The organism is Nostoc sp., assembly GCF_036919675.1.
In the GTDB taxonomy this organism is placed as follows: Bacteria; Cyanobacteriota; Cyanobacteriia; order Cyanobacteriales; family Nostocaceae; genus Nostoc.
The window spans coordinates 25,646-51,823 of the sequence record NZ_JBALCP010000100.1 but is presented as its reverse complement, the minus strand read 5'-3'; the positions used below and the strand labels follow the sequence as shown (position 1 = coordinate 51,823).

Genomic DNA, 26,178 nt, shown 5'->3' with positions numbered 1-26,178 from the left:
AAATCACCTAAAGACTCGTTCACGGAGCTAAAAGACTCGTTCACGAGTATCAAAGACTCGTTCACGGAGCTAAAAGACTCGTTCACGAGTATCAAAGACTCGTTCACGGAGTTAAAAGACTCGTTCACGAGTATCAAAGACTCGTTCACGAGTATCAAAGACTCGTTCACGGAGCTAAAAGACTCGTTAATGGAGCTAAAAGACTCGTTCACGAGGATTAAAGACTCATTAACGGTAATGCGCTATCAGTAATTGTCTAGTTATCTGCTGTAGTAAACTACATCTAAGTCAGAAGCTTGCATTCAATAGTTGATAGCGCTGTGAAAAAAATCCTGATTGTGTCAGCTAATCCCACGACAACAGATAAACTCCGCTTGGACGAGGAAGTAAGGGAAATTCAGGAAGGGTTGCAACGTTCTCGCAGCCGAGAGAAGTTTGAACTTATTACTAAATGGGCAGTGCGTCCTGACGATTTGCGGCGGGCGCTTTTAGATCACGATCCTCATATTATCCATTTTTCTGGACATGGTGGAGGAAATCAAGGTTTAGCCTTGGAAAATAATATAGGGGAAATGCAGCTGGTGAGTACAGAGTCACTGGCAAGGCTATTTAAGTTATTTAAGGCCAAGGTTGAGTGTATCTTATTAAATGCCTGCTATAGCGAGGTGCAAGCCGAGGCAATTTACCAACACATTAACTGCGTGGTTGGGATGAATCGGGCAATTGGCGATCGCGCCGCGATTAAATTTGCGGTAGGCTTTTATGATGCACTAGGCGCTGACAGGTCGTATGAGGATGCCTACGAGTTTGGCTGTAGCGCTATTGATTTAGAAAGTATTCCAGAGTCTTCCACCCCAGTGCTGAAAAGTCGGAACAATCCCAAAGGTGCTATTTCTGCAAACGAAACTATTCCAGATAATCAGAGAAAACCAGCAGTCTCCTTAGAAAATCCAGAAGGACAGGTATCTCTAAATTCTGCCTTCTATGTGGAGCGATCGCCTATTGAGGTAGACTGTTATGAAGCGATTCTTCAACCAGGGGCCTTAATTCGCATCAAAGCTCCCCGGCAGATGGGCAAAAGTTCGCTGATGTCGCGGGTTCTCCATGATGCTAGTCAACATGGTTATCAGACAGCACCCGTGAATTTCCAGTCAGCCGATGCAGAATTTATCGGCAATTTAGATCAGTTTTTGCAGTGGTTCTGCGCCAGTATTACTTACGAACTGAATCTACCCGATAAATTAGACGAGTATTGGAAGGGCGTTTTAGGTAGCAAGAATAAATCTACAAATTACTTTCAACGGTATTTATTACCCGCGATTAATAAGCCCATAGCTTTGGGTTTGGATGAAGTCGATGAAATCTTCAAGCATCCCAAAATTGCTGCTGATTTTTTTGGATTACTACGAGCTTGGCATGAGCGGTCAAAGAATGAGATAGTTTGGAAAAATCTCCGGTTGGTAATTGTGCATTCTAAGGAAGTTTATATCCCACTCAATATAAATCAGTCACCTTTTAATGTGGGTTTACCCATTGAGTTGCCAGACTTAAATCAAATACAAGTACAAAACTTGGTACAGCGTCACAGACTCAATTGGTCTAGCTCACAAATTGAAGAATTAATGAGACTAGTGGCTGGTCATCCTTATTTAGTGCGGGTAGCGCTTTATGAAATTGCCCGTGGTCGGATAACGCTGGAAAATCTGCAAAAAATCGCTGCAATTGAGGAAGGGCCTTACAGTGACCATTTACGCCGCCATTGGCTGAATTTGCAAGAGGATGCAAAATTGCTAGCTGCGGTTAAACAAGTGATGACAGCAAATCGCCCCGTAGATGTCGGCACAACTCAAGCGTTTAAACTCCGCAGTATGGGGTTAGTTAAGTTTCAAGGCAATGAAGTGGTGCCACTGTGTGAATTGTATCGTCAATATTTTTGCGATCGCTTGGGAATTAAAAATTAAAAAACTAGATTAGGAGTGCAATAGGATTTTCATCTGCAATTACTATTTAATACCAATTTGAAAAAAGAATGTGACACATACACAAAACCCTCCGCTTATCCAGGTATCACCCCCCTTAATCCCCCCTTGTTAAGGGGGGAGATCAGAAATCCGGTTCCCTCCCCTTGACAAGGGGAGGGTTAGGGTGGGGTAATCTATCGCAAACATTTTTTGAATCGCTATAACTAAAAGGATTAACAATGGTTCAACTTATTCAGGAAAGAGATATAACCTTAGCCCAACTTATTGATGAATTTGGGCTACAACGTGCAGACAACGAACAGTTTTTCTCAGAGTGGCAGCATGATTTACCTGAGTTGAGTGACTTAGAAAAGGAATCTCTCAACCAAGTCAAGGCAGAATATTTGCATTTATCCCGCTACCAAATTTTAGAACCTGTAGTCAAAATGGTGGTGCTATCTCCACTATTGCGTCTAGCAGGTTTTTATCAACCGCCTTTTTACATTGCGTCGGAAGAAGAAGTCAGAATTTCTTCTGAAGACGAAGGCACAATTGTTAGAGGACGTATTGATATCTTGGTGTTTCATCCTCCATTTTGGGTTCTTGTAATTGAAGCGAAACGAGCAGAATATTCTTTGGAGGTAGCAATTCCTCAAGCATTAGCTTATATGTTGGCTAATCCTGGTAATGATAGACCTACATATGGTTTTGTAACCAATGGTCAGGAATTTCAATTTATTAAGTTGACGAAACAGGGCACACCAAGATATGCATTATCTTACACACTGTCGCTTAATTGTAGGGATGACCTACATACTGTTGTAAAAGTGTTAAAACACCTAGCTGATTTAATTCGTAATTCGTAATTCGTAATTCGTAATCTTGTAGGGTACGTTCTGCCCTTGGCTAACGCACCCTACCAAACTAGCTTGTATTTCATAATTTTTAATTTTTAATTTTTAATTTTTATGACCCAGTACCAATATCAAGTCGGTGGTAGTCTTCCTCAAAATGCACCAACTTATGTTAGACGGCAAGCTGACCATGACCTCTATGAAGGCTTGAAGGCTGGGGATTTTTGTTATGTACTCAATTCCCGGCAGATGGGGAAATCTAGCTTGCGGGTGCAGGTGATGCAGCAGTTGCAAACTGAGGGATTTGCTTGTGCTGTTGTTGATATTACAGCTATTGGGACGGCAGATATTACCCCAGAACAGTGGTATGCCGGGGTGATTGATACTCTGGTGGGAAGTTTTAATATTTATCCAACTTTTGATTTAGATACTTGGTGGACTGATAACGGGTTGCTTTCTCCAGTGCAGCGCTTGAGCAAGTTTATTGAAACAATTTTACTAAAAACAATTATTGAAAAGATTGTTATTTTTATTGATGAAATTGACAGCGTTCTGAGTCTTTCATTCAACTTCGATGACTTTTTTGCAGTGATTCGAGATTGCTATAACCGACGAGCAGACCATCCTGAATATAATCGCCTCACCTTTGCTTTGATTGGCGTATCTACACCTTCAGATTTGATTCAAGATAAACGGCGCACACCTTTTAATATTGGGCAAGCAATTGATTTGACTGGGTTTAAACTCGCGGAGGCGAAACCATTAGCGCGGGGATTGGCGGCAGTGGGTAATACCCAAGAGTTGATGCAGGCGTTGCTGGATTGGACGGGGGGACAGCCGTTTTTGACACAGAAAGTTTGTAAGTTGGTGGTGCAGTTTAGGGAAGATGAGGCGGATAAAGGAGAATCCAAAATTCAAGTTGCGCTGGAAGCGCACCAAAGGTGCGACCTAAAATCCAAAATTGAAGGGTTGGTTAGGAGGGGAATTATTGAAAATTGGGAGACGCAGGATGAGCCGGAGCATTTGAAGACGATTCGAGACAGAATTTTGCAGAGTGGGGAACAGCGGACTGGGCGATTGTTGGGGTTGTATCAGCAGATTTTGCAGCAGGGAAAGATAGTAGCTGATGATAGTCCTGAAGAAACGGAACTGCGGCTGACGGGTTTGGTGGTGAAGCGCGATGGGAAACTACGAATTTATAACCGTATATATAAGGAGGTGTTTAAGCAGGAATGGTGTGACAAGATTTTAGCAAAGTTGCGCCCCTACTCCGATACATTGAACGCTTGGGTTGAGTCTGAACGTCAAGATGAATCGCGCTTGCTGCTAGGAAAGACTTTGCAAGATGCTCAAGAATGGGCAGTAGGTAAAAGTTTGAGTGATTTGGATTATCAGTTTTTAGCTGCTAGCCAGGAGTTGGAAAAGCGCGATGTGCAGAAAAGGCTAAAGGCAGAGGAACAGGCAAAGCAGCTTTTAGCACAGGCGAACCACAAAGCTAATCAACGGATTCGTATTGGTTCTTTGGTGTTAGGACTGACTGTGCTGGGGGCACTTGCATCATTAATATTTGCTCAATATCAATTGGGACAAGCACGAACAGCTATTGAGGAACTAAAAAAGGCAGAAGCAGCCAGAAAAGTTGCTTTAACGGCTATGCGATTGGAACAAGATGGAACAAATGCGTTGCAGCTGTTTGAGACTTCCAGCGAATTTAATGCTCTGCTATTAGCAATGGAGGCGGCAAGAACATTAAAAAGTTTGGTCAAGGATAAACAATCTTTAGCAGACTATCCAGCATACAACCCTTTGTTTAGTTTACAGAAAATTTTATCTAGTACTAATATTCGTGAACAAAATCGCCTGGAACGGCATAGCAATTGGGTCAATAGCGTCGTCTTCAGCCCGGATGGCAAAACTTTAGCTTCCGCCAGTAATGATAAGACGATCAAATTGTGGAATCTCGATACGGGCAAAGAAATTGCCACTCCCAGGGGGCATAGCGATTTGGTCAACAGCGTCGTCTTTAGCCCGGATGGCAAAACTTTAGCTTCCACCAGTAATGATAAGACAATCAAATTGTGGAATCTCAAGACGCGCCAAGAAATTACCACTCTCAGGGGGCATAGCGATTGGGTCTTCAGCGTCGTCTTCAGCCCGGATGGCAAAACTTTAGCTTCCGCCAGTCGTGACAAGACGATCAAATTGTGGAATCTCGACACGGGCAAAGAAATTACCACTCTCAGGGGCCATAGCAATTCGGTCAACAGCGTCGTCTTCAGCCCGAATGGCAAAACTTTAGCTTCCGCCAGTGGTGACAAGACAATCAAATTGTGGAATCTCAAGACGCGCCAAGAAATTACCACTCTGACTGGGCATAGCAATTGGGTCAACAGCGTCGTCTTCAGCCCGGATGGCAAAACTTTAGCTTCTGCCAGTCGTGACAAGACGATCAAATTGTGGAATCTCGACGCAGGCAAAGAAATTACCACTCTGAGAGGGCATAGCGATTCGGTCACAAGCGTCGTCTTCAGCCCGAATGGCAAAACTTTAGCTTCCGCCAGTGGTGACCAGACGATCAAATTGTGGAATCTCGACACAGGCAAAGAAACTACCACTCTACGTGGATATACTGATTGCCTCTTCAGCGTCGTCTTCAGCCCGGATGGCAAAACTTTAGCTTCCGCCAGTGGTGACAAGACGATCAAATTATGGAATCTCGACACAGGCAAAGAAATTACCACTCTGACTGGACATAGCAATTGGGTCTACAACGTTGTCTTCAGCCCGGATGGCAAAACTTTAGCTTCCGCCAGTGCTGACAAGACGATCAAATTGTGGAATCTCGACACGGCTAAAGAAATTACCACTCTGAGAGGGCATAGCAATTCGGTCAACAGCGTCGTCTTCACCCCGGATGGCAAAACTTTAGCTTCCGCCAGTGCTGACAAGACAATCAAATTGTGGAATCTCGACACGGGTAAAGAAATTACCACTCTGACTGGACATAGCGATTCAGTCAACAGCATCGTCTTCAGCCCGAATGGCAAAACTTTAGCTTCCGCCAGTCGTGACAAGACGATCAAATTGTGGAATCTCGACACGGGCAAAGAAATTACTACTCTGACTGGACATAGCGATTCGGTCTTTAACATCATCTTCAGCCCGAATGGCAAAACTTTAGCTTCCCCCAGTTATGACCAGACGATCAAATTGTGGAATCTGGAGACGGGCAAAGTAATTACCACTCTCAGAGGGCATAACAATGCGGTCTACAGCGTCGTCTTCAGCCCGGATGGCAAAATTTTAGCTTCCGCCAGTGCTGACAAGACGATCAAATTGTGGAATATCGAGACGGGCAAAGAAATTACCACTCTCAGGGGGCATAGGGATTTGGTTACTAGGGTCGTCTTCAGCCCGGATGGCAAAACTTTAGCTTCCGCCAGTAATGATAAGACAATTAAATTGTGGAATCTGAATCTTGATGATTTATTAGTACGGGGTTGCAGTCGGCTTAAGGTTTATTTGATTAGCCATCCTAATGCGGCTAAGGTGTGTCCAAAGCAGTAGGGAGAGGGTGAGCAGGGGGGCAAAGGGGCAGAGGAGCAGGGGTGTATGTGATGGGTGCGGCAGCTACGCCCGTCGTAGACATCGCTTGCCATAATACTAAGCTTAAATGTAGAGTCAAAGGCGATCGCTCTATAGTATAAGGTAATGACTCTGTGCAATGACTTATGAAAGCTGAAGAATATCCCTTTGTTCAAGAGTTAATTACAGACAAAACAGGTCAAGTTCTTAAGGTTGTTTTAGAGTTTGAGGAATATCAGCGCTTGTTAGAAGCTATTGAAGACGAGGGACTTTATCGAGCCATGCAAGCAGTGACAAGCGAAACACCTTTGAAAATGAATGAGGCTCTTGCAGAACTTGAACAGCCATGAACTGTGAGTATATGCCTACTTTTATCAAAGACCTCAAGGCGCTTAAAAGTACTCCGGTGTTTGAGTCAGTGAAATCTCTTGTTTTTGAGGAAATTAAGAGCTATTCTACTTTGGATGAAATCAGCAATCTGAAAAAACTCAAAGATGCTGATAGCGCATATCGTCTGAGGGTTGGAGATTACCGCATAGGCTTCACAGTTGCAGGAGATATAATCACCTTTGTTCGGGTTCTCCACCGTAAAGACATTTACCGCTACTTTCCATAGTTAACAATGCTGATCGCTCCCCCATGAAAAAATGCGTAGGCATAGCCCGTATTAGACATTGCTGCTGTAATCTTGAGTTTAAATGTAGAGTGAAAGGCGATCGCTTGTTAAAAAAAAGATGCGATCCAAGTTCTGAGCACGAAATTCCGAGTTCCGAACACGAAGTTCCGAGTTCTGAGCGCGAAGTTCCGAGTTCTGAGCGCGAAGTTCCGAGTTCTGAGCGCGAAGTTCCGAGTTCTGAACATGAACTTCCGAGTTCCGAGCACCAACGTCCGAGTTCCGAATACGAACGTCCGAGTTCCGAATACGAACGTCCGAGTTCCGAGTACGAACGTCCGAGTTCTGATGTTGGATTTACTTACTAAAAAGATATTTATAGTGGTTCTCGTTTACATAAGGTATACGCGTAGAGGCACGGCACTGCCCATTCGTGTCAACTTAAGAATTATTTTGCCCACGCTTACCCTGAAAACTGGAATATTCTAAACTGGAACTACGTTGTAAGCACTCGATGATGGCACAAATCACATTTAAGGTTGAACCATTTTGGGATTCAGACGCAGAAGTTTGGGTAGCAACTAGTGATGACGTACCTGGATTGGTAACAGAAGCTTCTACGATTGAGGTTTTGACACAAAAGCTGCGAGAAATAATTTCAGAACTGATCATTCTCAACAAAATTGTCCCTGCTGACTATGTGGGTTCTATCACCTTTGAGTTAACCAGCCATCGACAAGAGTTGATTACAGCTATTTTCAGGTAAATAGACCACGCGGTAGGGGCGCAAGGCCTTGCGCCCCTACGACAGATGTGGTTCAAATACATAGAAAACTGCTGTAAGGTGGCTTCATAGATGGGTGCGTCGTTTACTCCTGAGTTGAAAAGATGCTTTCAGAAGTTGAGTGCTACTTTGAACAGCAAGGCAAAGGAGATCATAAAATTTGGTACAGTCCAATCATAGATCGTCGGTTTGTTATACGGAACCATCAAATCACGCCATACCGCCAACGGAGTTTTGAAACAAGCTGGACTTCCCAAAGCCTTTTAGGGGGGTAAAATTACATATCAATGTATTGGAAATGGAGCTTTAGACTATTAATTGTATTCTTGGGGCTGTGGCTACTCTTGGATCTGGGTTCCCGCCTGGGAGCAGAGATTTTTTGGTTTCAGGAAGTCGGCTATCTCCAAGTATTTCTGCTAAGGGTGGTGACTCGTGGTGTTTTGTGGGTAGTGGTGGCTGGGATAACTGCTGCCTATTTACTGCTAAATCTGGCTCTAGCACAACGGCTAAAATATCCCCAGTCTTTGAAGATTGAGGAAGTCAGGCGTAAGCAAGCAGAACTGGGCAGTGAATTAACAAATTTTCTCAGTCCTGATTATCCAAGACGCAACCAAACCCGGACACTTGCGCCACAACCCTTTCAAATATTGAGATTGCGCTGGTTATTACCCCTAACTCTGGTACTGAGCTTGTTGATCGGGTTGATCCTGGCTCACTATAGTAAAATTGCTCTTTTCTACTGGCATTCTCCAGTTAATAACGCTAGTCTACCCATTCCCGCCCTATTTCGACCAGAGATAATCTGGCAACTCCTGAGGCAAATTATCTCTCAAGTCTGGTATCTCGGTTTAATTGTGGGAGTAGCGATCGCAATCTTAATTTATCCCCAATTTTTACTAAGAGCGATCGCAGTTTTGTTCAGTCCCATTTTTGCCTTCATCCTCTTCCAACACTGGCCAAAGGTGCTGCAATATTTTCACCCCACCCTTTTCAACAGCACTGAGCCTTTATTTGGTCAAGATATCAGCTTTTACATATTTTCGTTACCCTTTTGGGAACTGCTAGAACTCTGGCTGATGGGATTATGTTTGTATGGCTTCGTCGCCGTTACTCTCACTTATCTCCTGTCAGGGGACAGTTTGAGTCAGGGAATTTTCCCTGGTTTTTCGCCCCAGCAGCAGCGTCATTTATCCGGTATGGGTGGCTTATTAATGCTGGTAGTGGCTCTGAGTTATTGGCAAAGTCGCTATGAACTGGTGTATTCTACCCGGGGAGTCAGTTATGGTGCCAGCTATACGGATGTGACAGCCCAGTTGCCAGCTTACACCATCTTGTGCATCCTGGCAGTAGCGATCGCCTTTTACCTCCTTTGGCGAACGTTTTTCTGGAAACCTAAATCTCAGTATCGTCCCTTAGTATTTTACGGGTTAGGGGTTTATCTAGTTCTAGTTGTAGCAGCTGACGTTGTTCTCCCGACTGTGGTGCAATATTTAATTGTCCAACCTAATGAGTTGCAACGAGAGCAACCCTACATTCAGCGGACTATCGCCTTAACTCGCCAAGCATTCGATTTAGAAGCGATCGATGCTAGAACCTTCAACCCGCAAGGAACATTGACTGAAGCTGATATTCAAAAGAATGACTTGACAATTCGCAATATTCGCCTGTGGGATGAGCGACCACTGTTAGAAACCAACCGTCAGCTGCAACAAATTCGGCCCTACTATCGGTTCCCCGATGCCGATATTGACCGCTACATTCTCAAAACCGATGTCAGCCAACCATCAGCCTCCCAAAAGCTACCAGAACCAGTTGAACCAGCAGAACGGCAGCAGGTACTGATTGCTGCACGAGAATTAGACTACAGTGCTGTACCACAGGAGGCTCAAACATGGGTTAACCGCCGTTTAATTTATACCCACGGTTTTGGGTTTACTATTAACCCAGTTAATACAGTTGGGCCAGGTGGGCTTCCAGAATATTTTGTCAAAGATATTAGCGGTGATAGTAGCGCCCTCACAACTTCCAATCAAGCCATTCGTGACAGTATTCCCATTGGTCAACCCCGGATTTATTACGGCGAGATTACTAATACTTATGTGATGACTGGCACAAGAGTTAGAGAGCTAGACTACCCTAGTGGTAGCGACAATGTTTACAACTATTACGATGGTCTGGGTGGCGTTGAAATCGGTTCAGCATGGCGACGCTGGCTATTTGCGATGTATTTGAAAGATTGGCAGATGGTGCTGACGCGGGACTTTTTGCCAGATACAAAAGTGCTACTTCGACGAAATGTCAAGCAAAGAATTGAAGCGATCGCCCCCTTTTTGAAATTTGACAGCGACCCCTATTTAGTAGCTGCTACTGCTAATCAAGATTTCCCAAGTAATCCCAGTTATCTTTACTGGATTGTTGACGCCTACACGACGAGCGATCGCTATCCTTACTCAGACACAGGTAACGATGGGATCAATTACATTCGCAATTCTATCAAAGTAGTGATTGATGCTTATCACGGCACTGTTAAGTTTTACATTGCCGATCCAAGCGATCCGATCATTGCCACTTGGTCAGGGATATTTCCCAAAATGTTCAAACCGCTCAGTACAATGCCAGTCAATCTCCGCAGTCATACCCGGTATCCGGTGGACTTTTTCAAAATTCAATCTGAGCGGTTGATGACCTACCACATGACCGACCCCCAGGTATTTTACAATCGGGAAGACCAGTGGCAAATTCCCAACGAAATCTATGGCAGTGAACCCCGTCCAGTAGAGCCGTACTATTTGATTACTAGTCTACCCAACGTAACCTTTGTTGGTGCAGCCTCTCGTAGAGAAGAATTTATCCTGCTGCTACCCTATACTCCCAAACAACGGACTAATTTAATCGCTTGGTTAGCAGCGCGATCGGATGGCAAGAACTACGGTAGGCTGGTGCTATATGCCTTTCCTAAGGAACGCCTGGTTTACGGGCCAGAGCAAATCGAGGCGCGGATTAACCAAGACCCAGTAATTTCCCAGCAAATTTCTTTGTGGAATCGCCAGGGGTCGAGAGCCATTCAAGGCAATCTACTAGTAATTCCCATTGAGCAATCGCTGCTATATGTCGAGCCAATCTATCTAGAAGCCAGACAGAACAGTCTGCCGACTTTGGTGCGGGTAGTCGTGGCTTACGAAAACCGGATTGTCATGGCACAAACATTAGAACAAGCATTGCAGGGAATTTTTAAACCAGAAGTTACACCAGCCCCTGCGATTATCCGTCCAGTAGAGGAAGCAGCCCCTTTGGGGAAGTCAAAAGTCAAAAGTCAAAAGTCAAAACTAAGAACCCCATAAATAAATTTAGGCGATGCACTGAGCGGCTTGCCCTGAGCGGCGTCGAAGGGAGCCGAAGTGGGCTTGTAGCTTTTTCTTTCTGGTCAGTGATCTAAATACTAAATAATTACATAGCAGGCGACGGTGAGCAAAGACGCACAGCGCAAAGCTGGAGACTTCCGTTGCTTCCGGGCAAGTCGAGTGACATCGCTATTAACAAAATTTATTACAACAGACATAGTTTAATGGTTCAACATATGTAATAGACACTAAAAGTTAATAGACATGGTACAAAGTAACCAACTAGAGATTCGCCACATTAGTCCTAAAGTGAGGCAGTTGATTCAAATGTACGCCGATGTTAATAACTGTACGCAGCCTGAGATGTTGGAACGCATTGTTTTGGAGTGGAACGCCCAACAAAGCGAGAGCGAACGACCAGCAGGAGACGAAGATGAATAGCTTTGTGCTAGAATCCTTAGTCCGCTTTTAGCAAAAGATTTTGATTAATTTGGCTCTCTAGTTCAAGAAAAATTTTCCAGAGATTGGGTCTTGTTTGAGGGATTGAATAAAATCCCTCAAAGTCATCATACTGCCCGTTAAGGTAAACTTAGGAGTACCATTTTGAGCAACGATTCTCACTTCACCGTCTTTGATCTGAATCTTATTCTTAATGCTGTCCCATAGAGTATCGAAGCTCTGATCATCCTTGCAACCATTGGCTTCAAGGAATCTTTGGCGCACTTCTGTTTTTAGTGCTAGTGCTTCCGCTGCTTGAGTCCGCGCCTCAAAGTGCTTAATTACATCTTCATAAGCACTCTCCCTCAGGGTTTTATTTTCAGCCTGAACTTGCTCTAACTGAGTTTTTATGGCTTGTAGTTGGGACGCTAAAGCAGCTGATTTATGGTATTCAAGTTTTAAGGCTTGCTTTGCATTGGCTAACAAGGTTTTATAATCTAGCTGATCTTGATCTTGATTTTTTTCAGATTGCATTTTTATCTCTTGATCAACAGATTTTCGGTGAGAAACTCTCGTCAGTTATGTAATAAAAACTGGCGAGAGTTTAGTAAATATTTTCTGTGTTATCTAAGTATTAGTTATTTCACCAATAATGGTAATTCAGAGCTAGGATTATCCTTGATACTACTTACACAAAAATTAATGTGGGAGCGGATAGCTCGCTCATAAACTCCAGTCTGCTGAGTGCGTACCCCTACAGCTTGATATATTAAGTTAACTTCTGGGAATTCAGACCAATACATCAAAAAAATGTCTTTAGCTGGAGTAATAATTTCATAATTATTCTCTTGTCTTTTCTTTCTGAGTTTACAATTATTTAGTTGTAATTTTTCTCGGAATAGTTTTTCAAATTCTGGAATTAAATCTGAAGTAATTTTCATGGTTTATACACGTTAAAACGTGTTAATTATGCAAAGACTATCTGGTGATATTACTAAGTATGACACTTCAGATACCTCTTATAATATAGTGTATCAGTTATCCGGTATTTGAGAATTTTAAGTTTACTTTTACGTACTTCTTTGGAGAAGCAAGCTACGCGTAGCGTCTCCAAGAGTTGCGGTACTAGTTAGCAGAGGCATCCTGTATAACTATAATGGCTAGATCATATTCGGGATAGAAGTCCTGCGGGGCATTTAGTACCTACAGGCTACAGCCTGGGCCTTCAAGACCCTCTGCAAAGCTGATTAACCCTCTTCTGTCATTTTCCGGGAGGGCGATCGCTAGAAGCCTCATGAGGCAATCAATACAAGCTATACTATTAGAAAAAAATGGGTCTTGTATTTGTTATTAGGAAAAAATCTGGCGATGCCTGCGGCGGGCTACGCCTACGCTTCCTGTATAAAAGCTCTGGAATTCAGAAATGACAAATGTTTTCGGAGAGTGACAGAAGAGGGGTATGTTAGGGCGCTACCACTTTCATTTGCCTGAGTCTTTAAATAATGGTGGGATGCGTCTTTTGCGCTCTGATAAGGGTGCGGCAAAAGCATGGGCTGAAACTCTTTACTGGTAACTTTTTCAGCCTTAGGGTAAGTTTCTGCACGATTGCTACAAAAACCCCGTCAATACGACTGATGGTGTAGCCTGCCTCTTCATAAGGACGTGACCAGTTGCCGGTATAATTGCATAAGCTCAAGATAAAGAGCGTTATGTTAGTCATTTATACCAAATACGAATGAGTGACGCGATTAAAACCTACAATTCGATGTCCGAACTTTATGCCTCCTTCGGTGGCAAGCTAGAGCAAGATGTTGATTTTACAATTCATCGGAATGAGGAACTTTATACAGAGGTTCCGATCAAGTCTCCACTATATCGGACTAGCTACTACTTCGTTTTAATCCTTCGCAAAGGGCGAGGTCGCTACATCATTGACGACCAATCCTATCTGATTCGGGATAACATCATTTATTTTACAAATCCGGGACATGTGAAGGGATTCGAGATTGATGAAACATTACAGGGATATATTATCACCTTTTCAGAATCATTCCTTAAACAATATGTGCATGAGAATATTTTAGATGAGTTTCCATTTCTGATTGCTGAAGTTGCGCCACCGAGTTATCCTGATCGCGAAATTTTTCAAATCTTTGATGACTTAGGCGGTCAGCTTTTGCAAGAGTATCAGTCGGATTCAACTTATAAGTACAAAGTGATTGGGTGTTTAACCGTGGTGCTACTGCTCAAGATTAAAGAACGGTTTTGGAAGGCGTATGATCCATTGATTGAAGCTTCAACCAGTTCTGACATCACACTTACGTTCAAGCGAAATCTGGAAGGGCACTTTCGCATCTGCTAGCTGGTAAGTGCGATCGCATGAACCAAGTGCAGGACTATGCCCAGGCACAATATTTACATCCCAGTTATTTCAGTACAGTAATTAAATACAAAACAGGTAAATCAGTAAACAGTTGGATTGCCGAGAAGACGATCGCTGAGTCGAAGGCAATGTTGGCGCGCTCGTCGGAATCGGTACAAGAAATTGCTTTTCGCTTGGGATTCAAGGACGCAGCCCACTTCTCCCGATTCTTCAAAAAACACACTAAATTGTCACCTTTGAGCTTTCGACAAAGTTTGCAAAACTTATGATTGGATTTTCTCTAACTTAAAAATAAACAAGCCTATCTAGAAAATGTGCATGTTCTTTGTCGGTTGAGTTTGGCTTAATTGAAATCAAGGAAACCCAATCAAAGCTAACTCTAGAAGGTAATTATGAACGCTAATCGTCGTAATTTCTTGGGCGCGATCGCAGCGACCAGTGTTACTAGTGCAATCGCAGCTACACAAGCCAATGCACAAACTCCAACGCCACGTCGAACCGCTCCGGCTCCAGCAACCCCCACAGACCGAGAACTCACAGGCAAAGTTGCGATCGTCACGGGTGCGAGAAACAATCTTGGTAGGGGGGTTGCGGTTGCACTCGCTCGGAACGGTGCAGATGTGGTCGTACATTATCATCGCGAAGCCACGCGCGATCAAGCTGAAGAAACGGCTCGTTTAGTGCAGCAACAGGGAACACGGACACTTCTCGTTCCTGGAGATCTCTCTCAAGTTGCCAACATTAAACGGCTATTTGATGAAACGACCAAAACGTTTGGACGACTCGATATCTTGGTTCACACGGCAGGAATAATGGTGAAAAAGCCATTGGCGCAGGTGACGGAAGCAGAATACGATCGCGCCGCAGGCATCAATGCCAAAGGGACATTTTTTATCATGCAAGAAGCCATTCGACGGATTCAAGACAATGGACGAATCATTAACTTTGGTTCTTCTCTTTTAGCTGCCAACATTCCCAACTATTCGACCTATGGAGCAAGCAAGGCAGCAATGGAGCATGTGACTCGCGCCCTGGCAAAAGAAATCGACTGGAAGCGGAACATTACTGTTAATACGATCGGACCTGGACCCGTTGATACTTCGTTTCTTCGCGACTCGGAACGACCAGAAGGACTCGCGGCGGCTACCCGACTGGTAGGACGCTTAGGCACGATCGATGACATTGTGCCATTGGTTGAATTTCTGGCTTCACCGCAGTCTCGCTGGGTAAATGGTCAAACGATCTTTATCAATGGTGGTTACGTCGGTCGTTAATCCTATTCAATTTAGGGAGTTTGTACTGGAGCAATGTCGAAAAGTATGAGTGCCGACATCCAAGGGCGGATTAAACCAATTCGCAATTACGTTTTGTAACGGGGATTTAGACCCCGACACAAAACGCGCTGCTTGATAGAAGCAGGGGACTTAAACCCCCAAAGTTCGTTCAAACAAGTATTGCTGCTGTCATGGCGATCGCACAAGTTATAGGGGTTATAGCGGTGAGTCCATCTGCTCCCTATTGGACGGGTTAAATCCAGGCACTTGTTGCTGTAGCGGTCATGCTGATCGCATTGCCAAAACTCAAGCGTCTGAGTCGGAAGAATCGTGCAATGAATGATGAACTGAAATCACTATAACTAAGCTTCTCGAAAGCAATCGTTATTGGCAGCAATCAAGATGAGTCGCTCGTTAATCAATCAAAGGAACCAAATCATGGAATACCGCAAACTTGGAACAACAGACACACAAGTCTCAGCATTAGGATTAGGCTGTATGGGGATGTCTGACCTTTACGGCGATGGACAAAGCGATGATGCTGAAAGTATCGCAACGATTCGAGCTGCGATCAACCTTGGCATTAACTTTCTCGACACAGGTGACTTTTATGGTATGGGGCACAATGAATTGCTGATTCGAGAAGTAATTAAAGGGATTCCCCGTGACAAAGTATTGATTGCAGTGAAGTTTGGCGCATTGCGCGATCACAAAGGTAATTTTATCGGCTACGATAATCGTCCGGTTGCTGTGCAAAACTTTCTAGCCTATAGCCTACAGCGTTTGGGTGTGGACTACATTGATCTGTACTATCCCGCCAGAGTCGATCCGAATGTGCCGATCGAGGACACGGTTAGCGCGATCAAAGACCTGATTCAAGAGGGTAAAGTGCGCTACGCCGGACTCTCAGAAGTATCTGCCGAAACCCTGCGTCGAGCGGCTCAGGTGCATCCCATTGCCATGCTGCAAACTGAATACAGTCTATGGACGCGAGAGCCTGAAACCGATGTATTGCCCGTGTGTCGAGAATTGGGAACGAGTTTAGTCGCCTACTCACCGCTAGGACGAGGATTTTTAACAGGAGCTTTTCAATCTCCAAGCTGAATTTGTCCACTTTTGCTGCACCCATCTTGACAAAAGTGGAATTACCTTAACCTCTCACGAGTGGCTACAGATAAATGAGTAGGGGTGTACAGATGTATGCCCCTACAGTCGTGATCAGCAGATAAATCGTGGTGATTATGCCAATACTCATAGCAGCAACAAAAGCTTCCACTAACCAAATAATATGATTAGCAGCAAGATACCATCCCAAGAGAGCGTAAGCCAATAAGAGTAATACTAAAGGCATCAAAGGAATCCTATTAAAAAATTCCAGATTCATTCTGCCAAGACTTGTAAAAATACCAAGTTAATCTCTTAATTTTAGTCAAAATTGTTACTACTAATATTTATAAAGATACCAGCTTTGCTCAGGATATTTCTCTATCTACAGAGCAAATTTGAGGACATCCTCTTTCGTCGTGACAATATATAGCCCTACTTAATCATTTATGCAGAACACTTGGACAAGTCGGGAATCTGAACCTTAGACGCTTATAAAGTCTGTAGCAACAACATCTGGCTAAATCGTAAATTTTATACTTAGTAATCTAATTTAACTTTGTTTGATGCGATCGCTTGTAGCTTAAAGTTCAGACAATCAGGCTTATCCAGCAATAAGAATATATTATTTATCCGTATAATTATTAATAATAAGTTCTATGTAATACAGTATACTCCTTAAGTAAGAACAAGAGTACTAAATTTTTAAACACTAGCGATGTATAAGTAAATTGATTTTTACTTTCAGCTATTTGCCATGAAATTTAATGAAGAGATGGTTAGAATTCACGGTGTACAACTTTGACAACTGTCCACAATAGTGTTGCATGTCTCAAGCTCATGGTAATATTATTTTACTATCGGGAGATATTATTTTATACATCAAGTTACAACCATGCTGAAACAGCTAGTTAGGTGTGCTACCTCCAGAAAATAAAAAATTATTCAATCCACCCAGGAAACCAACAAAAGCGCCAAATTACAAAGCACGGAGCTTTTGAAAATCTGCTTATGTAAGCCACTAAATAGCTAACAAAGCCCTTTTTTAGGAATCATGATAGCCAGCTAAGAAGGCATCAAAGCCTCTTAAGAATGGCAAAAAATTAACAAGAATAAATAGAAAATTTTTGACACAATGTCAATTGTTTTTTGTATATGTAAAAATCTCAAAAAGCCCAATTTTTCTTGTAAATAAGACATTAATATTGTGTGTTTTCTTTAGATATTTATTCTCTTTGTGCTTAGTTACCTATATATAAAAGTCCTATTTGATTGGTGAAAACTTAAGCTACCCTCGACCAAATGAGGCAAACCTTAAATTCAGCAAATGATTTAGGACTGCTAGAGCAATTCTGATTTAGTAACAACTCGATTATTAACAACGTAAAAGAGTAACAGGAAAAATATGAATATCATTGTTCGTTTATTTGGAGCGATCGTTTTCCAAATATCTGCGTTTACTGCGATGTCTAGTATGGCAATGTCTGATAACAAACCCCTGCCTGTCTATACCCAGGAGGCTCCTGCTGTTTCTCAACGGAAAACAACGCAGAGGATTTGCTCTTTAGATCCCATTGAGGATTTATTACCTCCACCACAAACCAAAGCTAGTAATTCCTTGCTTTCTTACCTTGCTGAACAGGGTTTTACACAGAATCAAGAGGGTTCCTGGGTCTGTTATGCGAACGATCCTAAAAAAGAAGGGCGTTACTTTACTCTGTTTAAGGTTAAACAAGTTGATGGCAGGCTCATAGCAAGTTCTTTCCTAGATGAGGGCAGTCTGATTCAGGGGCAGGAAAATCGTAGCTTGAACTTCTTTATGATGCTGATTGAGCGTCATATGAATACTACTCAAGAGAACCATCAAGGTATACGTAGGTATTTAGAAGCCTTCGTTTCCTTAGTAAAGCAAGGGAAGATCAAACCCACACGTCGTGGGTTTCTTTTCGATCAACCAAACCGGGCATTGGTCTTATATCACACACTCTCATCAGGAAATCTCAAAGGTACCGGAATCACGATCAATATTTCTTTACCTAAGAGTTGAACTGGGGAGTGAAATGGGTATAGATGGGGATTCAAACCTCACCCAACTCGGAAAAAATTTTCTCCCAATCTCCAATCCCTAGTTACCAAAGATAGGAACGCTGTTCACAGACTCGATGAGTCTGCGGTATTGCTGCGACCTGTTGAATTTCCGGAGCTATTAATATCGACTTCTCACGGACTGAAAGAGGGACGTGAACAACCAATGAAATTGCTGTCATTTAGTGGAGGTGCATCTTGCCTAAATCAATTGTTCAAAGAATTGCGATGCTGAAGACGGTTCGCTTCGCGACCATCGCATTCTCATCTGTTGCAGTAGTACTCACTACATGTCAGTCTGCTTTTGCACAGCTCAATATTGGACGCTATGGTATCCAACAAGGACTGGAGTCTGAGTATCTCCAGTACCAAATCAATAACCAGAATTTGAGCCAGATGCGAGTCATTCCTGGATGTGATGTGGGATTTGGTCTGACCTGCAATAAAACTGGATCAGTAATCCAACGATTAGTGGAGTTAAACGGCGGGACTAGCTATCAAAACCTCCTGATCCGAGCAGCAGGTGGGGAGAAAAACTTTCAGAATTTCGCTAGCTTTTACGGTAACAATCCTAATCTCTCTGCGGTGCCTTACGCCTCATTTTGGAGAAACCAATCCCCCGCAATCATGGATAGCTCTCAATACCTTCTTGGACAACCTGTTGGTCGCAACCCAGTAGAAGGACTTGGACTTGTAACCAAGCAGTTCTACTGGTCACCAGACTCAGGAATCAATAACTCGGTCAGCCTCCGTAATGGATTACTAGACTTGAAATTCTCATACGGACGACTGCTGTTTGAGGAGGCCTCAAAAATTTCCAACATTAAGGAGCAGATTCAGTCTCTAGGTCTGTCGCCAGAGATGACGAATTTCTATTTAAATAAAATTTCAACAGGCTTAGATGCATTGAGTTCTGGAGATCAGAACCAACTCCAACAGAGGATTTTTGAAGTACTATCCTTTCCATACTCCGAAGATGGTGGGGAACTCGGACGCCCCAATAACGCGATTCCACAAGAATTGAATCAGCTCTTGGGAGAAGATGTCCCAGGAGATATTTTACTGAGTGACAATCCACTAGCGTTGGAGGGAGAAGCTATGGGACTCGATACTTTCCCTGACGCTATGGGAGATGTTTTAGTACAAGACAGTTCTGATTCCTTTCCACTCTGGCCAATAATCGGAATCGGGGGTCTTGCTTTAATTCTGCTTCTACTACTAAATGGGGATAGTTCTTCAGATCAAGCATCTGTTTCTTCAGGAAATACACCTACACCTTTGTCTCTCACGAGCAAAGGCGAATGTGATCTGACTCCCAGTGGTAATGGTTCTGATCACACACAGATCATTGAGGTTCCATGTAATGTTACTCCTAAAACCCCTACGGAAGTGAAGAAGGTAGTGGAGCCATCAATGATCAAAGCGCTTGTATTGCTAATTGTTCTACTATGCATAGTCCGTTACAAACACCGCTCTTTAAAAATCCGTAATTATGTTACATAAGGGGATTTATACCCCACCTCAAACAAAGCTACCTCTACAGGTAGCTTTGTACAGATTTCTATGAGCGGTTTAATGTTCTTGATAGTATTGCTAACGAGGCTGTTGTGATAAAAGTTGCGTTAGCAAAGCTTACCGAAGGTATCGCCTGTTAATCTGCGGCCAATTCACCACATTCCACCAATTAGTCAAATACTCAGCCCGACGGTTGCGATATTTCAGGTAATAAGCGTGCTCCCATAGATCATTACCCATAATCGGATAAAAACCGTCCGTAATCGGGTTATCCTGATTTGCTGTAGTCACGATCTGGAGTTGATTTTGAGGATTGCGTACTAGCCAAACCCAACCACTACCGAAGCGACCAGTACCCGCTGCGTTAAACTGTTTTTTAAAAGCATCAAAACTGCCAAAAGTTTGGTTAATTTCTTGAGCGATCGCTCCTGATGGTTGTCCACCACCATCGGGACTCATAAGTTGCCAAAAAATCGTGTGGTTCAGGTGACCACCACCGTTATTACGTACCTTTCTCCGAATATCTTCAGGTACGCTGTTCAAATCCAATAGTAAAGCTTCAACACTTCTTTTTTGCAAATCTGGATACTGCTTCAATGCATCATTTAAGTTCTTGACGTAGCTAGCATGGTGCGCGTCATGATGCAATTTCATTGTTTCAGCATCAATAGCTTTTCCTAGTGCCCCATAAGCATAAGGCAATGGTGGTAGCTGTGCGGGGAAAGCACTTAGTGCCCTATTAGGATAAGCTACAGAGGAAAATGACCTAGCAACCGTTGGTGTTGGTGTAGAAGATTGTGCCTCAGCTATTAGTACTGGTTTATAAGAAATTACCAGAATTGTCAGCACAATTGTTGTGAAGAAAAAAACTATGGTTTCTCGCCAAAACCTGATCATAACTTGTAGCCTCAAAATCAATATCATTTGGCTTGTAATCTGATCATGTACTGTTGTTTTACAGCTCAATCAAGCCAAATATATATCTTACCTTAGTTGTCAAGTAATTAGAGCGAAAATACTCAAAAGAATAAAATTAATCACTGCCAATGCATGGGGCTACTTAACGCACTCCAAAAGCCCCATCTTCAGGGAAAAACCTCTATTAGATGCAAAAAAATAATTACATTTAAAACTTTTATAATAAATATAACTTAAAAGTGACATAGCTTTTATGTCTGGAAACTTTTAAGAATATCTCTTAAGACATTGTAACATACAAATATCTAGCTATCAGTCCATTATCTAATTTCTTCCCTTGGGTATATAACTTAAAATTACAAGCAAAACCCTTGATAGATATAGCTGAAGTTTTATTTTGCTAAACCTGTAATTAAAATCTTGTCAACATGAAAATTTGAGATCCTGACAACTGTGTAGTGATTTTTATTTAATTAAACTACAGATAAACAGACGTAATCCATAAATATCCTTAATTTCCTATCTTCTTTGCTATTTATATCTCTAATAGGGGCGATTTTTAAATTTTCACGGTTAATGTAAAATCAAGTATTATTACTAAATTGATGCTAAATTTTATTTGTAAAAAAATGTTTATATATTCCAAAAAAAAAGTCTTGTCAACCTAATAGAGTAATAGATCGGATCTTTTTCCAAATGACTAGTTAGTTACCCATCTCTCAAAAATCAAGGCAGTAAAGACATATAGCAAAAGGTAAATAATATGTATGATGATCAAAACTGGCAAAAAAATGTAGCAGCCAATAGTAATTTACATCAAGTAATCCTGAATGAAGCAAAAAAGGATCAAGCACAAACGCATGAATTAACTATCTCTGAACTAGCGATATTTTTGTCTCCTGTTGGCTTTCTAATTGGTTGGATAGGTTTTTTATTAATATTGCAAAAACTCCGGGTATTTTTCGATGAAAAAATGGTTTTTTCCATCAACAGTTTACACAAAGCTCCCTGTAAAAACTGTCGTTTTTATTCCAATAATCATTATTTAAAATGTGCAGTCAACCCTTCTATTGTTCTCACGGAAGAAGCGATAAATTGTTCTGAATACTCACCCAGGAAAAAAAAATTTTCCTCAAAAAATCCCTTTGGCTAGGCAAGACAAGTCTATTCGGATTTCAAACCTTAAAATAGAACCTAAGCGAAAACCTTGCATATATTCCTTCTTTTGATAAAGCAGTTTTTGTCTATAAATGCTGTTACTGAAAAAAATTAGAGTGAGTTAATAACCAAGTGAGATATAGCGGTGTGCAGTTGAGTGAAATACAAAAGTTTTGCTGAAATGATTTGACAGCAAGGACTTTGGTGTTCTCATCCAATCGATAACCGCTATAAGTAATGAAAGGGTCCCAGAGAGCATAGGGTAGGAATAGCCAGGAGGCTTTTTGGGAAATTGGCTTAAGCAGAAATACCAACTTCCTACCATATTAGGATTACACTTGTAGTCTAGTTCGGGGCTGCGTTAGCGTTCGCGCAGCGTTCCGTAGGAAAACTTACCGTACCCCTATGGGGAAGCAAGCTACGCGTAGCGGACGCACCAGAAGGTATCGCTGCGTCTATCTTTAGGATTTCCAATTAAAAAATATTAGACATCTCCCGAAAAGATGTAGAGACGCCTTCGCGGAGCGTCTCTAAGTGCAATTTCGCTTCTCTACAAACAATTTCGGGTAAATTTTCCATTATTCAGCTTAGTTTTTTGGTTTTAATCTGTCTGTAGATAGCTGCAATGTTGCGGGCATCATCAATGCCACGATGGTGTGTGCCTTTCAATTCTATCCCCAACTCATTGAGAGCTTGTGCCATGCCAAATTTTTTAGACACGCCAAGATATTCTGAAAATTCCTCTTTGATATTTATGTGTTCTGAAATAAAAGGATAAGGGAAATTATGAAACGCGCAATCTTGAATAAATTGCTTTTTGTCGTAATTACCCCAAGAACAAAAAATATGATTGGTAAATGAATAAATCCATTCTTTGAAGCGAGAAATTGCCTCTATAAATTTTGGTGCTTCGTCAACATCTTGCTGTCGAATACTAGTCAATTCGGTGCAAAAACCTGTCAGTTGTGGATGTCTCACGGGTTGAATGAATTGCTGAAACTCGGAATCAATTTCCCATGTTGCTCGATTAAGCATCACCGCACCAATTTCGATGATTTCCATTTCGTGATGAGGAATAGTCCTATTGTCACAGCACGTAGCCTCCAAATCGACTATTAGATAATAGTGGGATATTTTCGTTTTCATATTAAGTAATAGATATTAGGAATTAATATCAATAATTATTTACACGTATTTTTTGAAAACTCACATAATTAGTATTTGCAACTTAATTGTAACATTTATGCTACAAAATTACAAGATTTATAGCTTTTTTCATCTATTTGAACCACAACCTCCTGTAGGGAAGTACATTTGTGCGCTCCTACTATACTGAAAAGACAAATTTTATGGTCATTTTCTCTACTTCACTAAACAATAACTTAGGGAAAGGGAATTTAGATTGATGAAAAAGGTTTAACCCAACGGAGTTGAATAGCGATATTAAGAGCGATCGCAGCTATTCCAAACCACAATACACTTTCAAAAGCCAACACCAAAAAAGGCAAAATTGTGCTATCATAATTCCACCCAATTTCTATCTGAGTTAATCCCCGCACCAAGCCAAACGCCAGTACACCACCTGCTTTGAGTTGAGGATTTTTATCAGAGCGAATGATATAGAACCCATTTGACATCTTATGAGGTTTTGAATTAAGGTACTCCTCAGCATCTAAAATCCAATGCTAATGGCATATTCCAGCAACCTCACTGATGGAGAATGGGAAATTTTTGAACCCCTATTGCTTAAGATATTAGCGACTAAGAAGCAGACTAGACCGACCAACCCGACATTGCGAGAGATATTCAATGCAATTCTCTATCAACTGAAAAATGGGTGTAATTGGCAAGACTTACCCAAGGACTTCCCCCCTTATTCCACCGTTTATTGGTACTACAAACAGTGGCGAGCGGCTGGAGTATTTGAGGAACTGATGAGTGTCTTACATGGAAAAGTGCGTGAACAGGTAAAAAAAAACCGCAGTGGACGACACAGTTTGTCTCCCAGCACCGGACTCAGCTGCCACCAGCTCCATGCTCGTGCCCTCATAGCCTCTTGCTAGAAATGTACGCGCGGCGGCTCTCAGGATCGCCTGTCGCTTCGTGGGCTCTTTAGACATCTCCGAAAAAGAATCTCAAATCCTTATCCTGTCTAGGTGAAAACCTAATTTCTGGAGATGTCTTTTGGGCATCGGCATCGGCCGGGCAGCTCTACGCATAACGAAGGTGTTCCTTTCCATCATTTGATCTGCGCACAGAGTTGCATCCTGGAATGTGTACTGTACAATCTAGTCCATAGGGCAACTCAGAGTCTTTCATGCGAGTGAAAGGCAATGGTTTGCTCCACGAGAGAGTGACACAAACAGGAGTCGAAGATGAAGGTCACATTCAAGGATGAATCGTTTGCGTTTGAGTTTGTGCGCAATTTGGGTTTTATGTACTATGGCGGTGCCGACCTAGGCGAGATGATGGCTACCGCCGAGCGGATCAAGGAAGGTGACTTCGAGAGCTGGTTCACAGAATGGGACAAGCTGGGGCGCCGGATTTTGTCGAGGGCCGAATCCAGCCTGGCAGCTGGTCACTTAGAGACCGCACGCGAAGGATACTTGCGCGCATCCACGTACTTTCGGACAGCCGAATTCTATCTGCATGGCAATGCCAAAGATCCTCGCATTCTTTTGGAATCCAGAGCTTCGCAGAAGGCCTATGCTGAGGCTGCAAGGATCGCCGGCCCAACCTGGGAGCCGATCGAGATTCCCTACGAAGGAACCACGTTACCCGGGTATTTCTACAAAGTGGACGACTCCGGCAAGCCGCGTCCCACCCTTATCTTTCACGGTGGCTATGACTCGAGCATCGAGGAGCTCTTCTATTTCGGTGCTGCCGCAGCAATACGCCGCGGATATAACTGTCTGACCTTTGACGGACCTGGACAGGGTGCACCGATGCGCGAACAGGGGATCCCCTTCCGGTATGACTGGGAGAAGGTGGTGACGCCTGTTGTGGACTACGCTTTCACCAGGCCGGACATAGACGGCGATCATCTAGCGCTCATGGGCATGAGTCTGGGCGGCTACTTCGCTGCTCGCGCCGTCGCGTTCGAGCATCGATTTTGTGCAGCCATCTTCTTTGACGGTGTATGGGACCTGCATGAGTCACTACAGAAGATGTTGCCGAAGGAGGCGATCGCGGCTCTGGATGAGGGTAACTCGGCGCAATTCGAGGAGATCACCCACAAAGCCATGCAGAACAACACGGGTCTGCGCTGGGCTGTGACACAAGGCCTTTGGTCATTCGGGGTTCCAAGCCTTTCCGAGTTTTTGACGGAAACGAAGCAGTACACGATGGATGGCATCGCTGGACAGATTCAGTGCCCCTGCCTCGTTATGGAAGCCGAGGCGGACATGTTTTTCCGCGGCCAGCCGCAGCAAATCTTCAACGCGCTGCAGTCTCCAAAGCAACTCGTTCACTTCACCAGCGAGGATGGCGCCGAGAACCACTGCCAGTCTGGCGCCCTGGCTCACAAAGACGAAGTTGTCTTCAACTGGCTGGACGAAACACTGAAGCTACGGAACGGCCGGAAGGTCTAGGGGCAAATATAGCGAAGCTGTCACCAGATCCAAAGTAGCCATTGAAATGCTTTACTAGAGCGCATTTCAACCTTTTAAAGTTCATTTAAACGCCCTAAGCGGGCCAGGGCAAACGCATCTAAATTACTCTTGATCACAACGAAGGTTAAGAAGCAAAGAAAAAATCTTTCCTTTCGTGTTTGATTATTTTTTAAGTCCCAAAGCAATCGCCTAAAACTTTAGCAATAAGCAAGGGTTAATGACATTATTTCTCAATCTATTGAGAATATACTTTACTTATTGACATAATGCGGACACCCTGGTTCCATCAGTTAGTTTTACTCTTCAAGTAATGATAACAATTCTCATTATGAGAATTGCTGTCGGTTTATTCCGGTTGCAGCAAGGTGGGTCATTGAGCGGTCACTCTTCTTGGATGGAAAGATGCAAAATTCTCGTCAAAAACTTTGAGAGAACTCTAGCTAATGCGGCTGCCAAGGTTAATCTTTGTTTTATCCGTCTGATGGTTAAGAGACTTGCATCCTCTTGTTAGATGTCAAATGGGTTCTATATAGAAATTAGGGATTGGCTACTTG

General features: G+C 42.9%; 24 protein-coding genes and 2 pseudogenes. 19 read left to right on the top strand and 7 right to left on the bottom strand.

Translation table 11 applies throughout. The features are described 5' to 3' along the window. Positions 1-320: 320 nt before the first annotated feature. The 9 genes from V7K49_RS21535 to V7K49_RS21495 all read left to right on the top strand — a co-directional run bounded on the left by V7K49_RS21535 (position 321) and on the right by V7K49_RS21495 (position 11,579). On the top strand, positions 321-1,961 hold the full coding sequence (locus tag V7K49_RS21535; protein ID WP_335207359.1) for an AAA-like domain-containing protein: 1,641 nt from the start codon (positions 321-323) through the stop codon (positions 1,959-1,961). Positions 1,962-2,200: 239 nt separating this feature from the next. Then, complete coding sequence (locus V7K49_RS21530; RefSeq protein WP_335207357.1) at positions 2,201-2,827, top strand: type I restriction endonuclease; 627 nt, start codon at positions 2,201-2,203, stop codon at positions 2,825-2,827. Positions 2,828-2,929: 102 nt separating this feature from the next. Beyond that, on the top strand, positions 2,930-6,382 hold the full coding sequence (locus tag V7K49_RS21525; protein WP_335207355.1) for an AAA-like domain-containing protein: 3,453 nt from the start codon (positions 2,930-2,932) through the stop codon (positions 6,380-6,382). A 164-nt stretch (positions 6,383-6,546) separates the two neighbouring features. Continuing rightward, entirely contained in the window at positions 6,547-6,750 is a 204-nt protein-coding gene (locus V7K49_RS21520; protein ID WP_335022082.1) for a hypothetical protein, read from the top strand. Then, positions 6,747-7,016, top strand: coding sequence for a type II toxin-antitoxin system RelE family toxin (locus tag V7K49_RS21515; RefSeq protein ID WP_335207353.1), 270 nt, complete (start codon positions 6,747-6,749; stop codon positions 7,014-7,016). The genes V7K49_RS21520 and V7K49_RS21515 overlap by 4 nt, the downstream gene beginning before the upstream one ends. Before the next feature lie 89 nt (positions 7,017-7,105). Then, complete coding sequence (locus V7K49_RS21510) at positions 7,106-7,381, top strand: hypothetical protein (RefSeq protein WP_335207351.1); 276 nt, start codon at positions 7,106-7,108, stop codon at positions 7,379-7,381. Positions 7,382-7,530: 149 nt separating this feature from the next. After that, positions 7,531-7,779 carry a DUF1902 domain-containing protein gene (locus tag V7K49_RS21505; protein ID WP_335207398.1) on the top strand — a complete coding sequence of 83 codons (249 nt, stop codon included), beginning with the start codon at positions 7,531-7,533 and terminating at the stop codon, positions 7,777-7,779. A 305-nt stretch (positions 7,780-8,084) separates the two neighbouring features. Then, positions 8,085-11,138, top strand: a complete 3,054-nt coding sequence (locus tag V7K49_RS21500; protein WP_335207350.1) for a UPF0182 family protein — start codon at positions 8,085-8,087, stop codon at positions 11,136-11,138. 264 nt (positions 11,139-11,402) lie between these two features. After that, complete coding sequence (locus tag V7K49_RS21495; RefSeq protein WP_442942293.1) at positions 11,403-11,579, top strand: hypothetical protein; 177 nt, start codon at positions 11,403-11,405, stop codon at positions 11,577-11,579. A 57-nt stretch (positions 11,580-11,636) separates the two neighbouring features. Here V7K49_RS21495 and V7K49_RS21490 read toward each other — a convergent pair whose 3' ends face one another. Then, positions 11,637-12,110, bottom strand: a complete 474-nt coding sequence (locus tag V7K49_RS21490) for a hypothetical protein (protein WP_334723220.1) — start codon at positions 12,108-12,110, stop codon at positions 11,637-11,639. A 104-nt stretch (positions 12,111-12,214) separates the two neighbouring features. Then, entirely contained in the window at positions 12,215-12,517 is a 303-nt protein-coding gene (locus V7K49_RS21485) for a hypothetical protein (RefSeq protein WP_334723219.1), read from the bottom strand. Between the two features lie 794 nt (positions 12,518-13,311). Here V7K49_RS21485 and V7K49_RS21480 point away from each other — a divergent pair. The 4 genes from V7K49_RS21480 (at position 13,312) to V7K49_RS21465 (ending at position 16,337) form a co-directional block, all read left to right on the top strand. After that, positions 13,312-13,938, top strand: a complete 627-nt coding sequence (locus V7K49_RS21480) for an AraC family ligand binding domain-containing protein (RefSeq protein WP_335207349.1) — start codon at positions 13,312-13,314, stop codon at positions 13,936-13,938. 17 nt (positions 13,939-13,955) lie between these two features. Continuing rightward, positions 13,956-14,228, top strand: a complete 273-nt coding sequence (locus tag V7K49_RS21475) for a helix-turn-helix domain-containing protein (protein WP_335207348.1) — start codon at positions 13,956-13,958, stop codon at positions 14,226-14,228. A 123-nt stretch (positions 14,229-14,351) separates the two neighbouring features. Then, positions 14,352-15,233, top strand: a complete 882-nt coding sequence (locus tag V7K49_RS21470; protein ID WP_335207347.1) for an SDR family oxidoreductase — start codon at positions 14,352-14,354, stop codon at positions 15,231-15,233. A gap of 438 nt (positions 15,234-15,671) precedes the next feature. Beyond that, positions 15,672-16,337, top strand: a complete 666-nt coding sequence (locus V7K49_RS21465; RefSeq protein ID WP_335207346.1) for an aldo/keto reductase — start codon at positions 15,672-15,674, stop codon at positions 16,335-16,337. Positions 16,338-16,401: 64 nt separating this feature from the next. Here V7K49_RS21465 and V7K49_RS21460 read toward each other — a convergent pair whose 3' ends face one another. Then, positions 16,402-16,584, bottom strand: a complete 183-nt coding sequence (locus V7K49_RS21460; protein ID WP_334871344.1) for a hypothetical protein — start codon at positions 16,582-16,584, stop codon at positions 16,402-16,404. A 1,158-nt stretch (positions 16,585-17,742) separates the two neighbouring features. Here V7K49_RS21460 and V7K49_RS21455 point away from each other — a divergent pair. Further along, a complete protein-coding gene (locus tag V7K49_RS21455) occupies positions 17,743-18,384 on the top strand; it encodes a hypothetical protein (RefSeq protein ID WP_335207345.1) in 642 nt (213 codons plus the stop codon). Positions 18,385-18,620: 236 nt separating this feature from the next. Next, complete coding sequence (locus tag V7K49_RS21450) at positions 18,621-19,925, top strand: hypothetical protein (RefSeq protein ID WP_334871346.1); 1,305 nt, start codon at positions 18,621-18,623, stop codon at positions 19,923-19,925. Positions 19,926-20,054: 129 nt separating this feature from the next. Here V7K49_RS21450 and V7K49_RS21445 read toward each other — a convergent pair whose 3' ends face one another. Continuing rightward, complete coding sequence (locus V7K49_RS21445; protein ID WP_335207344.1) at positions 20,055-20,834, bottom strand: superoxide dismutase; 780 nt, start codon at positions 20,832-20,834, stop codon at positions 20,055-20,057. A gap of 784 nt (positions 20,835-21,618) precedes the next feature. Here V7K49_RS21445 and V7K49_RS21440 point away from each other — a divergent pair. Beyond that, positions 21,619-22,008 (top strand): hypothetical protein, encoded by a 390-nt coding sequence (locus V7K49_RS21440; RefSeq protein WP_335207342.1) that lies wholly within the window; start codon positions 21,619-21,621, stop codon positions 22,006-22,008. A 587-nt stretch (positions 22,009-22,595) separates the two neighbouring features. Here the strand turns inward: V7K49_RS21440 and V7K49_RS21435 are convergent. Next, positions 22,596-23,159: a 3'-5' exonuclease gene (locus V7K49_RS21435; protein WP_334871348.1), complete on the bottom strand. Its 564-nt coding sequence runs from the start codon at positions 23,157-23,159 to the stop codon at positions 22,596-22,598. A gap of 251 nt (positions 23,160-23,410) precedes the next feature. Continuing rightward, positions 23,411-23,635 (bottom strand): annotated as a pseudogene (locus V7K49_RS21430) (hypothetical protein); the annotation flags it as partial. Between the two features lie 60 nt (positions 23,636-23,695). Here V7K49_RS21430 and V7K49_RS34755 point away from each other — a divergent pair. Then, positions 23,696-23,938, top strand: a pseudogene (locus tag V7K49_RS34755) (transposase); the annotation flags it as partial. Positions 23,939-23,956: 18 nt separating this feature from the next. Here V7K49_RS34755 and V7K49_RS34750 read toward each other — a convergent pair. Further along, entirely contained in the window at positions 23,957-24,133 is a 177-nt protein-coding gene (locus V7K49_RS34750; RefSeq protein WP_442948686.1) for a TetR family transcriptional regulator, read from the bottom strand. Between the two features lie 255 nt (positions 24,134-24,388). On the opposite strand from V7K49_RS34750, the gene V7K49_RS21420 reads away from it, so the two are divergent. Beyond that, positions 24,389-25,603: an alpha/beta hydrolase family protein gene (locus V7K49_RS21420; RefSeq protein WP_335207339.1), complete on the top strand. Its 1,215-nt coding sequence runs from the start codon at positions 24,389-24,391 to the stop codon at positions 25,601-25,603. 349 nt (positions 25,604-25,952) lie between these two features. Continuing rightward, positions 25,953-26,135 carry a hypothetical protein gene (locus tag V7K49_RS21415; protein WP_334864458.1) on the top strand — a complete coding sequence of 61 codons (183 nt, stop codon included), beginning with the start codon at positions 25,953-25,955 and terminating at the stop codon, positions 26,133-26,135. Positions 26,136-26,178 lie beyond the last annotated feature (43 nt).

Coding starts and splice junctions, on each gene's coding strand:
- V7K49_RS21475 (WP_335207348.1), top strand. CDS start 13,956: ATGAACCAAGTGCAGGACTATGCCCAGGCACAATATTTACATCCCAGT.
- V7K49_RS21515 (WP_335207353.1), top strand. CDS start 6,747: ATGAACTGTGAGTATATGCCTACTTTTATCAAAGACCTCAAGGCGCTT.
- V7K49_RS21520 (WP_335022082.1), top strand. CDS start 6,547: ATGAAAGCTGAAGAATATCCCTTTGTTCAAGAGTTAATTACAGACAAA.
- V7K49_RS34750 (WP_442948686.1), bottom strand. CDS start 24,133: ATGTCTAAAGAGCCCACGAAGCGACAGGCGATCCTGAGAGCCGCCGCG.
- V7K49_RS21530 (WP_335207357.1), top strand. CDS start 2,201: ATGGTTCAACTTATTCAGGAAAGAGATATAACCTTAGCCCAACTTATT.
- V7K49_RS21465 (WP_335207346.1), top strand. CDS start 15,672: ATGGAATACCGCAAACTTGGAACAACAGACACACAAGTCTCAGCATTA.
- V7K49_RS21435 (WP_334871348.1), bottom strand. CDS start 23,159: ATGAAAACGAAAATATCCCACTATTATCTAATAGTCGATTTGGAGGCT.
- V7K49_RS21445 (WP_335207344.1), bottom strand. CDS start 20,834: ATGATCAGGTTTTGGCGAGAAACCATAGTTTTTTTCTTCACAACAATT.
- V7K49_RS21495 (WP_442942293.1), top strand. CDS start 11,403: ATGGTACAAAGTAACCAACTAGAGATTCGCCACATTAGTCCTAAAGTG.
- V7K49_RS21505 (WP_335207398.1), top strand. CDS start 7,531: ATGGCACAAATCACATTTAAGGTTGAACCATTTTGGGATTCAGACGCA.
- V7K49_RS21455 (WP_335207345.1), top strand. CDS start 17,743: ATGAATATCATTGTTCGTTTATTTGGAGCGATCGTTTTCCAAATATCT.
- V7K49_RS21490 (WP_334723220.1), bottom strand. CDS start 12,110: ATGCAATCTGAAAAAAATCAAGATCAAGATCAGCTAGATTATAAAACC.
- V7K49_RS21460 (WP_334871344.1), bottom strand. CDS start 16,584: ATGCCTTTAGTATTACTCTTATTGGCTTACGCTCTCTTGGGATGGTAT.
- V7K49_RS21440 (WP_335207342.1), top strand. CDS start 21,619: ATGTATGATGATCAAAACTGGCAAAAAAATGTAGCAGCCAATAGTAAT.
- V7K49_RS21485 (WP_334723219.1), bottom strand. CDS start 12,517: ATGAAAATTACTTCAGATTTAATTCCAGAATTTGAAAAACTATTCCGA.
- V7K49_RS21470 (WP_335207347.1), top strand. CDS start 14,352: ATGAACGCTAATCGTCGTAATTTCTTGGGCGCGATCGCAGCGACCAGT.
- V7K49_RS21420 (WP_335207339.1), top strand. CDS start 24,389: ATGAAGGTCACATTCAAGGATGAATCGTTTGCGTTTGAGTTTGTGCGC.
- V7K49_RS21415 (WP_334864458.1), top strand. CDS start 25,953: ATGAGAATTGCTGTCGGTTTATTCCGGTTGCAGCAAGGTGGGTCATTG.
- V7K49_RS21480 (WP_335207349.1), top strand. CDS start 13,312: ATGAGTGACGCGATTAAAACCTACAATTCGATGTCCGAACTTTATGCC.
- V7K49_RS21500 (WP_335207350.1), top strand. CDS start 8,085: ATGTATTGGAAATGGAGCTTTAGACTATTAATTGTATTCTTGGGGCTG.
- V7K49_RS21525 (WP_335207355.1), top strand. CDS start 2,930: ATGACCCAGTACCAATATCAAGTCGGTGGTAGTCTTCCTCAAAATGCA.